The following is a 12568-nucleotide window of genomic DNA, read 5'->3' on the forward strand; positions in this document are numbered from 1 at the left end:
CAGCGTCGAGCCGCGATAGAGCCTTGGATGCTCGCCGTCGCGGGCATGACGTTAAGTAGATTGCGTCTCGACGCTCTCAGACCGTCATCCCCGCGAAGGCAGGGATCCAAAGACTTCAGAGCCATATCGCAATAAAGCCCGGCTTCCGCATTCGCAAAAACGACCGCGGAAGGCTTCCGCGACGCTCAGCGCCCCTCGTCCTTCTTCTTGAAGTCGACCTTCTCGCCGCTGCGATCCGATTTCCAATCCGCCTCGACCTTGCGCTCGCACCACGACGGCGGCGTTTCGCCTGGGCGCAGCGGTCCGCTGGCGCATTCGGGCCGCGCATCGACGGCGGCGTTGGTGTCGCGATACGACACGCCGCTGCATGCGCTCAAGGCGACAGCGGCGAGAGCGACGGCGAAGACGGGCAAGACGCGCATGGGGGCGGCTCCGAATCAAGGAACCCCGACCATGCCGCCGCGCGCCGCGCCCCTACCTGTGCCATCGGTCAGGTAGGGACCGGCGCGGTTCAGGCGGCGGCTTCGGCCGCGCCCGCCTGCGGTGGCGTCGCCGGTGCCGAAGGGGCACGCGCGTAGCGCCACGCGATAAGCAATCCGAGCGTAAGCAATGCAGCCGCAATGAACCACGGTGCGCCCGGCAAATGCACCGGCGCGCTCTTGCCGATGAAGTAGCCGAAGCTGCCGGCGTACAGCGCCGGCCCGATCACGCCGGCCAGCGCGATCAGGCTCATCAGCGCGCCCTGCACCCGACCCTGCGCGTCGGAACCGACCTGTCGCGTCACCAGCGCCTGCGTCGCCGGCGCGGCCATCGCCCACAAGGCGCTGATCGGCAAGCCCAGCAGGAAATACCAGCCCTGCTCGGCCAAGCCGTAGATGACGAAGCCGATCGCGCCGCAGCTCAAGCCCAACAGCAGCGTGCGTCGCTCGCCCAGGCGCGCGACCACGCGGCCGATCAAGGCCACGTTGACGATGATGTTGAACACGCCCACCACCAACAGCACCCAGCCGACTTCGCGCAGGCCCCAGTGGTATTGGTAATCGGCGAACAGCACGAAGATGCTCGGGTACACGTAGTGCGCCATGTTGGCGATGAACACCACCGCGGCCAGACCGAACACCTGCGGATAGCGCTTGAGCAACATCAGCGAGCCGAGCGGATTGGCGTGGCTCCAGTCGAAACGCGCGGTGCGCTTTTCCTTCGGCAGCGATTCGGGCAGCACGAACAGACCGTAGAGGAAGTTCAGCAGCGCCAGCCCCGCGGAGAACCAGAACGGCAGGCGCAGATCGACTTCGCCCAGGTACGCGCCGATCACCGGCCCGATCACGAAGCCCACGCCGAACGCCGCGCCGATCATGCCGAAGCTCTTGGCGCGCTGCTCGGGCGGGGTGATGTCGGCGATGTAGGCGTTGGCGGTGGTGAAGCTGGCCGCGGTGATGCCGGAGATGACCCGGCCGATCAGCAGCAGCGGCAGCGTGTTGGCCACCGCCATCAGGATGAAGTCCAGGCCCAGCCCCAGGCACGACAGCAGGATCACCGGGCGGCGGCCGTAGCGGTCCGACAGGCTGCCCTGGATCGGCGAGAACACGAATTGAATCAGCGCGAACACGGTGCCGAACAGGCCGACCCAATAGGCCGCGCGCGCGGTGTCGCCGTCGACGAACTTCTCGATCAGGTGCGGCAGCACCGGAATGATCAGCCCGAACGACAGCACGTCGATCAGCACGGTGACGAAGATGAAGACGAGCGCAGCGCGGCGCGCGCCCGGTGCGGGAGCGGAAGCGGTGGTCATGGGGTCGGCGGCCGGCCTGAAAGGAAGTACGAGGGATGCTCGCCGCGCAGTTTAGCGCCGGCGGTCGCGCTGGCTACGGACGAATGTCATGGCGGGATGGTTTCCGACGTTACTAATCCCGTCCGGAATCGTCTATTTCCCCATTGCGATCATCGACTTACGAAATCGGACGTGAGCGCGTGCGCTCACAAGCGCGAACCAGCGCACTTCCTGGAATTTCCGTGCCCGCGGGCGAATTGCCGCATCGCACAATTTGTGCTTTAGTCGGGACACGCTCGGTTTTCCAACTCTGCGGTGCGGACGAATGTCCTCGCCGGCGGTGGACGGTCTCCGAACGAAACGCCTCACGAAACCCCTTTCAAGCGACGTCGCGAACGCGACGCGCGTTGCGGACCCACAGGAAGCGAACTCCAGACACGAGCCGAACGCCGGACCCCGACGCAATGCCGCGCACCTCGCGGCGGCGTCCCGACCGAGGCAGGACGAGCCACCCCACAACGCGCAGCGATAGCGAGCTAGCGATCCACGGAACACTCATCGTCCCGGAGATGCGATGCAAGCCAGGCAAGAACGTCCCAGCGCCACTGGGCTCTACGATCCCCGCGACGAGCGGGACAGCTGCGGTTTCGGATTGATCGCGCAACTCGACGATCGTCCCAGCCGCGCCTTGGTCGACCGCGCCCTGGAAGCGCTGTCGCGCATGACCCATCGCGGCGGCGTCGCCGCCGACGGGCTCAGCGGCGACGGTTGCGGCCTGTTGATCCGCCACCCCGACGCGTTCTTGCGCCTGATCGCGCGCGAAGCCAACATCCGCCCGGGAGCGCACTTCGCCGCCGGCCTGGTGTTCCTGCCGCACGACGCCGACGCCGCCCAGCGCGCCCGCGACACCCTCAACGACACCCTGCGCAGCGAAGGCATGCGCGTGACCGGCTGGCGCGCGGTGCCGACCAACCTGGAGGCCTGCGGCGAACTCGCGCGCAAGACCATGCCGCGGATCGAGCAGATCTTCGTCGACGCGGCCAGCCCGTTCGATCCGGCCGCGTTCCAGCGCTCGCTGTTCCTCGCCCGCCGCCGCGCCGAACAACGGCTGCGCGAAGAGCGCGACTTCTATGTGGTGAGCCTGTCCTCGGCCAGCATCGGCTACAAGGGCATGGTGTTGCCGGACCGGCTGATGCAGTTGTATCCGGACCTGCAGCGTCCCGAACTGGCCGCCAGCGCGGTCGTGTTCCACCAACGCTTCTCCACCAACACCACGCCGCGCTGGCCGCTGGCGCAGCCCTTCCGCCTGCTCGCCCACAACGGCGAGATCAACACCATCGCCGGCAACCGCGCCTGGGCGCAGGCGCGCGCGCACGCGTGGCGCACGCCGAACCTGGACCTGCGCGAGTTCGACCACATCGTCAGCGTCGACGGCTCGGATTCGCAAAGCCTCGACAACATGCTGGAAGTACTGCAGGCCGGCGGCATGGACCTGCTCAAGGCGATGCGCATCCTGATCCCACCGGCGACCCAGTCGCTGGAGTACAAGGACGCCGATCTGGCCGCGTTCTACGAGTACTACGCGCTCAACACCGAGCCGTGGGACGGCCCGGCCGGCATCGTCACCTGCGACGGCCGCTACGCCGCGTGCACGCTCGACCGCAACGGCCTGCGCCCGGCGCGCTGGCTGCGCTCGCGCGACCGCCATTTCCTGATCGCCTCGGAAGCCGGGGTGTGGGAATTGCCGGCCGAGGAGATCGAAGCCAAGGGCAAGCTCGGCCCCGGCGAGATGATCGCCGCCGACTTGTACCAGGGCGAGCTGCTGGATTCGGAAGCCATCGACCGGGTCAACCGCGCGCGCGCGCCGTACAAGCGCTGGCTCAAGCAGGGCATGACCTACCTGCACAGCGAGCTGATCGATCCGAACCTCGCCGCCGAACCGTTCGATCACGAAACCCTGGCCGGGTTCCAGAAGCTGTTCCAGCTCACCCGCGAAGAGCGCGAGCAAGTGCTGCGCCCGCTGGCCGAGATCGAGCAGGAAGCCACCGGCTCGATGGGCGACGACGTGCCGATGGCGGTGCTCTCGCAACAGGTGCGGCCGCTGTACGACCACTTCCGCCAAGCCTTCGCCCAAGTCACCAACCCGCCGATCGACCCGTTGCGCGAGGATTGCGTGATGTCGCTGGCGACCCAGATCGGGCGCGAGGGCAACGTGTTCGTCGACGGGCCGGGCAACGTCGGCCACATCCATCTCAATTCGCCGGTGCTGGCCCAGCGCAAGCTGCGGCAGCTGCTGGCGATGTCGCCGTACGATCAGTCGCACCGCTACATCGACCTCAACTACACCGCCGAGGAAGGGCTCAAGCCGGCGCTGGAACGGCTGTGCCGCGAGGCCGAGGAGGCCACCCGCGAAGGCATCGTGCTGCTGATCGTCAGCGACCGCCGCCCGCGCCGCGACGCGCTGATGATGCACGCGCTGCTCGCCACCGGCGCGATCCACCAGCATCTGGTGCGCGTGGGCCTGCGCTGCGAAGCCAACCTCATCATCGAAACCGGCACCGCGCGCGATCCGCACCATTTCGCCTGTTTGATCGGCTTCGGCGCCACCGCGGTGTATCCGTATCTGGCGTATCAGACCCTGCACGACCTGGGCGCGCGCGGCATCCTGCGCACCAAGCACGGCGAGGTCGCGCAGATCGGCCGCAGCTATCGGCGCGCGATCAAGAAGGGCCTGCTCAAGATCATCTCCAAGATGGGCATCGCCACCATCGGCAGCTACCGTGGCGCGCAGCTGTTCGAAATCATCGGTCTGGACAAGGACGTGGTGGACCTGTGCTTCGCCGGCACGCCCTCGCGCATCGGCGGCGCCGGTTTCGCGCTGCTGCAGGGCGACGACGAAACGCTCGCCGACATCGCCTGGAACCCGAACCGTCTGCCGGAGATCGGCGGCCTGCTCAAGTACACGCCGGGCGGCGAATACCACCTGTTCAATCCCGACGTGGTCACGCGCTTGCAGCGCGCGGTCGGCAGCGGCGAGTGGAGCGACTGGCAGCAATACGCCGAGGCGGTCAACGAACGTCCGACCGCGGCGTTGCGCGATCTGCTGGAACTCGACGCCGATGCGTCGCGCGCGATTGCACTGGAAGAAGTCGAACCGGTCGAAGCCATCGTGCGTCGCTTCGATTCGGCCGCGATGAGCCTGGGCGCGTTGTCGCCGGAAGCGCACGAGGCGCTGGCGATCGCGATGAACCGGCTCGGCGGGCGCTCGAATTCGGGCGAAGGCGGCGAAGATCCGGCGCGCTACCGCAGCGACAAGGTCTCCAAGATCAAGCAGATCGCCTCGGGCCGCTTCGGCGTGACCCCGGAGTATCTGGTCAACGCCGAAGTGCTGCAGATCAAGATCGCCCAGGGCGCCAAGCCCGGCGAAGGCGGCCAGCTGCCGGGCCACAAGGTCAACGAACTGATCGCGCGGCTGCGCTACGCGATGCCCGGCATCGGCCTGATTTCGCCGCCGCCGCATCACGACATCTATTCGATCGAAGACCTCGCGCAGTTGATCCACGACTTGCGCCAGGTCAATCCGCAGGCCTTGATCTCGGTGAAGCTGGTTTCGCACGCGGGCGTGGGCACTATCGCCACCGGCGTGGCCAAGGCCGGCGCCGACCTGATCACCGTGTCCGGCCACGACGGCGGCACCGGCGCCAGCCCGCTGTCGTCGATCCGCTACGCCGGCACGCCGTGGGAACTCGGCCTCGCCGAAGCGCGGCAGGCCTTGGTCAGCAACGACCTGCGCGAACGCGTGATCCTGCAGACCGACGGCGGGCTCAAGAGCGGCCTGGACGTGATCAAGGCCGCGCTGCTCGGCGCGGAGAGCTTCGGCTTCGGCACCGCGCCGATGATCGCGCTGGGTTGCAAGTACCTGCGCATCTGCCACCTCAACAACTGCGCCACCGGCGTGGCGACGCAGGACAACGCGCTGCGCCGCGACCACTTCACCGGCCTGCCCGAGCGCGTGGAGAACTTCTTCCGCCTGCTCGCCGAGGAAGTGCGGCATTGGCTGGCCTCGCTGGGCGTGCGCACGCTCGGCGAAATCGTCGGCCGCACCGACCTGCTGCGCCAACGCGACGGCGACAGCGCGCGCCAGCAACGGTTGGATCTGTCGCCGCTGCTGGCCGGGTCGGGCTTGGCCCACGGCGGCCACTGCGGGATGCCGGCGCCGCCGGCCGAACCCGACGGGCTGGCGCTGCAGCTCGACACCGATCTGGCCGCGGCGATCGCGCACAAGGCCGGCGGCGATTACAGCTACAAGATCCGCAACACCGACCGCAGCATCGGCGCGCGCCTGTCCGGGCGCATCGCCCGCGCTCACGGCGACCGCGGCATGAACGATGCGCCGCTGACCCTGCGCTTCCAGGGCACCGCGGGCCAGAGCTTCGGCGCGTTCCAGGCCGGCGGCCTGCAGTTCGAGCTCACCGGCGAAGCCAACGATTACGTCGGCAAGGGCATGGCCGGCGGCCGCATCGTGCTGCGTCCGCCGGCGGGCGCGCGCTACGCCGCGCACGAGACGCCGATCCTCGGCAACACCTGCTTGTACGGCGCCACCGGCGGCGAGCTCTACGCCGCCGGCCGCGCCGGCGAGCGCTTCGGCGTGCGCAACTCCGGCGCGACCGCGGTGGTGGAAGGCGCCGGCGATCACTGCTGCGAGTACATGACCGGCGGCGTGGTCGCGGTGCTCGGCCGCACCGGGCTGAACTTCGGCGCCGGCTTCACCGGCGGCATGGCTTATGTGCTGGACGTCGAGCGCGATTTCGTCGATCGCTACAACCACGAGCTGATCGACATCCTGCGCATCTCCGCCGACGGCTTCGAGCATCACCGCTCGCACCTGCACGATCTGTTGGAAACCCACGTCGCCCTGACCGGCAGCGCGTGGGCGCGGCGCATCCTCGACGAGATGCGCGATTACCTGGGCAAGTTCTGGCTGGTCAAGCCCAAGGCCGCGAGCCTGGAATCGCTGGCCGAAACCCTGCGGAGCGCGGCATGACGGCGCGCGCGGCTCACTCCTCCTGCCCCGCGTCGGCGACGCGGGCGACGGCCACCACGAAGGCGACGACGATGATCCGAATTTCGCGCAACCACGGCCTGCATGTTTCCTCGGTAAAACCGGCCGTAGCCTCGCATTCGTCCGCCGCCGTGTGTCGACAACGCCATCGAGTCCAGCAAGCATGAGCAAGAAGTCGGTCTTCCAATTCCGCGACGCCCCGCGCGAGATGCCCTCGCGCATTCCGCTGCAACTGCGCCTGGACGGCGATTGGGGCGAACTCTACGGCCGCTTCGGCGAGGCCGAGGCGAAAAAGCAGGCCGGCCGCTGCCTGGACTGCGGCAATCCGTACTGCGGCTGGGCCTGCCCGCTGCACAACTACATTCCCAACTGGCTGGAACTGGCGCGCGAAGGCCGCCTGCACGAAGCCGCCTCGCTGTGCCACGAAACCAATCCGCTGCCGGAAGTCTGCGGCCGTGTGTGCCCGCAAGACCGTTTGTGCGAAGGCAGCTGCACGCTCAACGACGGCTTCGGCGCGGTCACCATCGGCGCGGTCGAGAAGTACATCGTCGACAACGCGCTCGCCGACGGCTGGCGTCCCGACTTGTCCGCGGTCACCGCCAGCGGCCACCGCGTCGCCGTGATCGGCGCCGGCCCGGCCGGCCTCGCCTGCGCCGACCGGCTCGCCCGCGCCGGCATCCAGGCGGTGGTGTTCGACCGTTACGAACACATCGGCGGATTGCTGCACTTCGGCATCCCCAGCTTCAAGCTGGAGAAGTCGGTGATGGCGACGCGGCGCGAGGTGCTCGAAGGCATGGGCGTGCAGTTCCGCCTCGGCGTCGAGATCGGGCGCGATATCGGCTTCGATGCGCTGATCGCCGAATTCGACGCGGTGTTCCTCGGTCTGGGCACCTACCGCTACACCGACGGCGGTTTGCCGGGCCAGGATCTGCGCAACGTGCTGCCGGCGCTGCCGTTCCTGGTCCAGAACGGCCGGCTCGTGCACGGCGAAGGCGACACCGCACGTTCGGCGCCGATCGCCGGTTGGGAAGACCACATCGAATTGCCCGACCTGCGCGGCAAGCGCGTGATCGTGCTCGGCGGCGGCGACACCGGCATGGACTGCGTGCGCAGCGCGGTGCGGCTGGGCGCGGCGCAGGTCAGCTGCGTGTATCGCCGCGACGAAGCCAACATGCCGGGCTCGGCGCGCGAAGTCGCCAACGCGCGCGAGGAAGGCGTGCAGTTCCTGTTCAATCGCCAGCCGTTGGAACTGCTCGGCGAAGGCGAGACGGTCGGCGGCGTGCGCGTGGCGCAGACCCGGCTCGGCGCGCCCGACGCGCGCGGCCGCCAGCGCGCGGAGATCGTCGAAGGCAGCGAGGAAGTCCTCGACGCCGACGTGGTCGTGATCGCGTTCGGCTTCCAGCCCGATCCGCCGGCGTGGCTGACGCAGCAAGGCATCGAGTTGGCCGACAACGGCCGGATCAAGGTGCTGGCGACCAACGAAAGCTGCGCGACCCGGCGCAAGGCCGCGACCGGGCTGCCGTATCAGACCACGAACCCGAAAGTGTTCGCCGGCGGCGACGCGGTGCGCGGCGCGGACCTGGTGGTGACCGCGGCGTTCGAAGGCCGCGAGGCGGCGGCGGGCATCGTCGCGCTGCTGCGCGAACGCGCGCCGCTGGCGGCGCAGCGCGACGCGGCGTTGGCCAAGACCGGCTGAGGACCGAAGCGGCGCCGCCCATGCGCGGCGCCGCGGCTTGCGCGTCCTTCGCGGCCGCCGTTTCGCCGGCCCCGTCCGCTTCGTCTTCGCCTCCCCGGCCGCGCGCGCTACACTCGCCCGGCCGGGAACGGCACACCGGGGGACGCCGCGGGTCGCGGCGCGGTGCTTACACGAAGGAACGTCTCATGCGAATCGCTCTTCCAGCCGCGTTGCTGTGCCTGTCGTTGCTCGGCGCCTGCGCGCGCGCCGACCGTCCCGCCGCGGCCCAGCCCGCGCCGTCGAAACTGCCCGACGCCGCGCAAGCCGGCGCGGCGATCGCCGACATGTTCGGCGACCCCGCGTTGAGCAAAGACGTGGCGGTGGTGCTGGGCACCTGCATTCCGGCGGTGGACGCCGAGTTTCCGGGCCAGACCGCGTGCACGGTGAAGGTGCAGACCGGCGCGGGTTCCTCGGAAACCCAAGCCGATTTCTATTGGAACGGCGAGCGCTGGATCGCGATGCCGAGCCAGTCGCAGGACAAGCTGCCGTTTCCGGATCCGAAGCTGGGCTGAGGCGCGAAGCGAAACCGCGCCGTGTTCGGCGCGGTTCGATTGAAGTCGGAGACTGCGGCGCGCTTGTCGGCTGCGGGCCGGCACGATGCGCTGATCGGATGCGTCGCTCGATGAAACGCCGCGTGCGCGTCGAGCCGCGGCACGCGAGCTCGTGTCGCGCTTGTCGCTTCAGGCGCGCCGAACCCAAGCGCGCGCCTTCGATCTAACGAACCGAACGCCGGTGCGTCGTGCCAGTGCGGGCGCTCAGCGCGTCGCGCCGATCCGGGCGCTCAGCGCCCGGGCCCCACATCGATGAAGCGCAGGAACTCGGCGCGCGTGCGCGCGTCGTCGCGGAACATGCCGAGCATCTTCGAAGTGATCATGCTGACGCCGCGCTTGTGCACGCCGCGCGTGGTCATGCACTCGTGCGCGCCCTCGACCACGACGCCGACGCCGAGCGGCTGCAGCACGTCCTGGATCGACTGGGCGATCTGCGCGGTCATCTTCTCCTGCACCTGGAAGCGGCGCGCGTAGGTTTCCACCACGCGGGCGAGCTTGCTGATGCCGACGACCTTGCCGCTGGGCAGATAGCCGACGTGCGCCTTGCCGATGATCGGCGCCATGTGGTGTTCGCAATGGCTTTCGAACTCGATGTCGCGCAGCACGATCATCTCGTCGTAGCCGGCCACTTCCTCGAAGGTGCGCGCCAGGTACTCGCGCGGATCGTCGGTGTAGCCGCTGAACCAGTCGCCGTAGGCGGTGACCACGCGCTTGGGCGTGTCTAGCAGGCCTTCGCGGTTCGGATCCTCGCCGGCCCAGGCCAGCAGGGTGCGGACCGCGGACTCGGCTTGCTCGCGGCTGGGCTTGTCGGGGGTGTCGGCCATGGGACGGGCCTTGTGTGCTTGGGGGGACACGAATGCTATCAAGCCGGGAATGGCGGCGGGGGATCGGGCAGGATCGGCAAGTGGGTGGGGGGCTGGCCGCGATGCGGTCAAGCAGGGAAAGAGGGGAAAGAAGGGAACAGGGAATGGCGGGAACGCAGCGACGGCAAACCGCGCAAGCGGGCTCAGCCGCGCATCCCGCCATTCCCTGTTCCCCTCTTTCCCCTCTTTCCCCTGCTCCAAAAAAAAGGTCGCCCAACCAGGGCGACCAGTCGGCTCCCCGGGGGAGAGAGCGCCGGGGGAGCGGTGGGCTCTGCGCGGAGTATCAGCGCAAAGGCCGGTCGAGCGCGTGGGGCAGGTTGCGCTCGATGTGGTGCCAACCGTCGCGCACCGCTTCGCGCGCTTCGGTCCAGTGCAGCCGCGACGCGGCGCGGCAGTGGTTCCATTCGGCGGCCAGCGCGGCTTCGACTTCCTCGAACCGGCGCCCGCCGCAGTGCAGATAGCGGTCGTAGCCGTAGCGATACGCCGGTTCGTAGTCGGGCCACTCGCGGCCGGCGCTGTAATAGGGGGCGAAGCGGAATTCGCGATGGAAGTGCTCGCGGTATTCGCCCGGGTCTATCGCTTGCACGACCGCTGCGCCGACCTCCGTTTCGTCGTGATTGCTCATGGCTCGCATCGACTTGCTCGTTCCGTGGACCAAGCTAGGCCCAGGCTCATGCAATGCAGGTGAAGATCGCGGCCGCGGCTTAAGACGTTCAGCCTGCAGGCGCGAAAGCGCGCGAAGACGTTAGGCCCGCGTGACGAAAACCAGGGCGTATCGCGCGGACGGCGGCCGCGCGGACGGCTTACTCGGCCTGCAGCACCACGGCGACGTCGCGGCCGCCGCCCTGGGCCATGCTGACCGCGTTGCGCCCGGCCGCCGCCGCGTGGCGCAGCGCCAAGCGCGCGCGTTCGAACAGCGCCGGCACCGCCTCGCCGCGCTGCGACATCGCCAGACCGATGCTCACGCTCATCACGATCTCGTGGCTGTCGATGCGGAACGGGCGCTGGGCGAAGGTCTCGCCGATGCGCCGCGCCAGCAGTTCGCTTTCGGCGCGTTCGCATTCGCTGACGATGCCGAAGCAGTCGCCGTCCATGCGCGCGATGGTGTCGTCCGGGCGCAGCACGCCGCGCATGCGCGACAGCGCCTGTTGCAGCAGCGCGTCGCCGACCGCGCGGCCGTAGCGCGCGTTGACCTCGCCGAAGCCGTCCAGATCGACCAGCAGCAGCGCGTAGTTGTTGACGTTGAGGCTGCCTGGCGAGGACCACGCCTGCAGCATCTGCTCCAGCACCTGCGCGTTGAGCGCGCCGGTGAGCGGATCGCGCTCGACCGATTGCCGCGCCAGCAGCACGATGCGGTGGCGGTTCGCCGCGTGCTGGCTCAAGGCCAGCGCGAGCACCGCCGATTCCAGCACCGCGGTCAGCGCCAGTCCGCGCTCGGCCCATTCGGCGTCCTGCAAGCCGAGGATGTTGGCCGCCAACGCCGCGGCCAGCACCAGCATCGGCGTCCAGCCCAGCAGGTAATAGCCGGCGTAAGGCGCGCCCTTGCGCCACGCGATCACCGCGATCACCAGCATCAGCGGCACGCCCATCAACAACAGAAGATTGCCGCCGATGTACCACCAGCCGTAGACGTGTTCGCGCAACAGCAGCAACACCAGCAGCCAGCCGATGTTGGCCCACTGCACGATCCGCAGCACCCAGGTGGTGCGCGGCATCAGGCGCGGCAAATCGAGGAAGCGCACGCTGAAGCCGAGCTGGAAGATCGTCGCCAAGGTCGCCAGCGCCCAGCCGACCGCCGGCTCGTTGGCCATGCCGGCCAGACCCCACATCTCCGAGGCGTCGCCGGAGCGCAGCAACAAATAGGTGGCCATGCACGCCAGATACGCGCCGTAGCCGAGGTAGACGAAATCGCGGAACGCCACCCACACGCCGACCATCGCCACCGCCATCAGCATCATCGCGGTGAAGGCGGCGGCCATGAAGCGGGCGTCGCCGCGCTCTTGCCGGGCCAGTTCGGGAATGCTGGCGAAGCTCAGGCGCATCTCGCTCATCGCCGCGCGGCCCTGGATCCGCACATAGGCCACCGACGAGGTCGGCCAGCCGTTGGGCAGCGGCAGCACCCAGCCGCGCCGCATCAGCGGCACGCCGCCGTGTTCGGCGTCTTCGACCTCGCGCGCGGTGGCCGCGCCGGGCGGGTAGTACAGCAGCGGCCCGCTCGAACGCAGGCCGCGCACGACCAGCATCTGGCCGTCGCCGGGCTTGATCGTGCGCTGGCTGGTCAGGCGCAGCCAATAGCCTTCGTCGCGCCGCGGCAGGCTGAAGCGGATGGCGTCGCCGGGGCGTTCGGCGACCAGGCTGCGCAGCACCGGCGCGCCGACCGGCGGGGTCTGCAGGTCGGTGTCGGTCATCAGCACTTCGACCTTGAGCGATTGCGCCGCGGCCGGCGCGCACGCCAGCAGCGCGCACAGCATCGCGATCGTCAGCGCCCACACCGCCTTGCGCATGTCCCGGTCCGCTCCCGCTTACGAAGAACGTCGAAGTCTAGCCGCTGCGGGCGCGCGCGGGGATGGCGGCGAGACGACCCGA

Annotated in this window: 8 protein-coding genes; 3 read left to right on the forward strand and 5 right to left on the reverse strand. The window is 69.0% G+C overall.

Annotated elements, in window-relative coordinates:
* Window positions 1–185: 185 nt before the first annotated feature.
* Together J5226_RS03335 and J5226_RS03340 are read right to left on the reverse strand one after the other, a co-directional pair.
* Window positions 186–422: a hypothetical protein gene (locus J5226_RS03335; protein WP_215838447.1), complete on the reverse strand. Its 237-nt coding sequence runs from the start codon at window positions 420–422 to the stop codon at window positions 186–188.
* Window positions 423–511: 89 nt separating this feature from the next.
* Entirely contained in the window at window positions 512–1792 is a 1281-nt protein-coding gene (locus J5226_RS03340) for a TCR/Tet family MFS transporter (RefSeq protein ID WP_215838448.1), read from the reverse strand.
* Between the two features lie 553 nt (window positions 1793–2345).
* Here J5226_RS03340 and gltB point away from each other — a divergent pair.
* From gltB to J5226_RS03355, 3 genes are all read left to right on the forward strand, one after another.
* A complete protein-coding gene (gltB, locus tag J5226_RS03345) occupies window positions 2346–6815 on the forward strand; it encodes a glutamate synthase large subunit (RefSeq protein WP_215838449.1) in 4470 nt (1489 codons plus the stop codon).
* A gap of 181 nt (window positions 6816–6996) precedes the next feature.
* Window positions 6997–8529, forward strand: a complete 1533-nt coding sequence (locus tag J5226_RS03350) for an FAD-dependent oxidoreductase (RefSeq protein WP_215838450.1) — start codon at window positions 6997–6999, stop codon at window positions 8527–8529.
* 185 nt (window positions 8530–8714) lie between these two features.
* On the forward strand, window positions 8715–9080 hold the full coding sequence (locus J5226_RS03355; RefSeq protein WP_215838451.1) for a hypothetical protein: 366 nt from the start codon (window positions 8715–8717) through the stop codon (window positions 9078–9080).
* A gap of 269 nt (window positions 9081–9349) precedes the next feature.
* On the opposite strand, the gene folE is transcribed toward J5226_RS03355, so the two are convergent.
* From folE to J5226_RS03370, 3 genes are all read right to left on the reverse strand, one after another.
* Window positions 9350–9943 (reverse strand): GTP cyclohydrolase I FolE, encoded by a 594-nt coding sequence (folE, locus tag J5226_RS03360; RefSeq protein WP_215838452.1) that lies wholly within the window; start codon window positions 9941–9943, stop codon window positions 9350–9352.
* 322 nt (window positions 9944–10265) lie between these two features.
* Window positions 10266–10607 (reverse strand): hypothetical protein, encoded by a 342-nt coding sequence (locus J5226_RS03365; RefSeq protein WP_215838453.1) that lies wholly within the window; start codon window positions 10605–10607, stop codon window positions 10266–10268.
* A gap of 178 nt (window positions 10608–10785) precedes the next feature.
* On the reverse strand, window positions 10786–12486 hold the full coding sequence (locus tag J5226_RS03370; RefSeq protein WP_215838454.1) for a diguanylate cyclase: 1701 nt from the start codon (window positions 12484–12486) through the stop codon (window positions 10786–10788).
* Between the last annotated feature and the right edge of the window lie 82 nt (window positions 12487–12568).

Source organism: Lysobacter sp. K5869, from assembly GCF_018847975.1.
Taxonomy (GTDB): domain Bacteria; phylum Pseudomonadota; class Gammaproteobacteria; order Xanthomonadales; family Xanthomonadaceae; genus Lysobacter.

Excerpts from the sequence above, each read along its gene's own strand:
- J5226_RS03335 (WP_215838447.1), bottom strand. The coding sequence starts at position 422 with ATGCGCGTCTTGCCCGTCTTCGCCGTCGCTCTCGCCGCTGTCGCCTTG.
- J5226_RS03340 (WP_215838448.1), bottom strand. The coding sequence starts at position 1,792 with ATGACCACCGCTTCCGCTCCCGCACCGGGCGCGCGCCGCGCTGCGCTC.
- gltB (WP_215838449.1), top strand. The coding sequence starts at position 2,346 with ATGCAAGCCAGGCAAGAACGTCCCAGCGCCACTGGGCTCTACGATCCC.
- J5226_RS03350 (WP_215838450.1), top strand. The coding sequence starts at position 6,997 with ATGAGCAAGAAGTCGGTCTTCCAATTCCGCGACGCCCCGCGCGAGATG.
- J5226_RS03355 (WP_215838451.1), top strand. The coding sequence starts at position 8,715 with ATGCGAATCGCTCTTCCAGCCGCGTTGCTGTGCCTGTCGTTGCTCGGC.
- folE (WP_215838452.1), bottom strand. The coding sequence starts at position 9,943 with ATGGCCGACACCCCCGACAAGCCCAGCCGCGAGCAAGCCGAGTCCGCG.
- J5226_RS03365 (WP_215838453.1), bottom strand. The coding sequence starts at position 10,607 with ATGAGCAATCACGACGAAACGGAGGTCGGCGCAGCGGTCGTGCAAGCG.
- J5226_RS03370 (WP_215838454.1), bottom strand. The coding sequence starts at position 12,486 with ATGCGCAAGGCGGTGTGGGCGCTGACGATCGCGATGCTGTGCGCGCTG.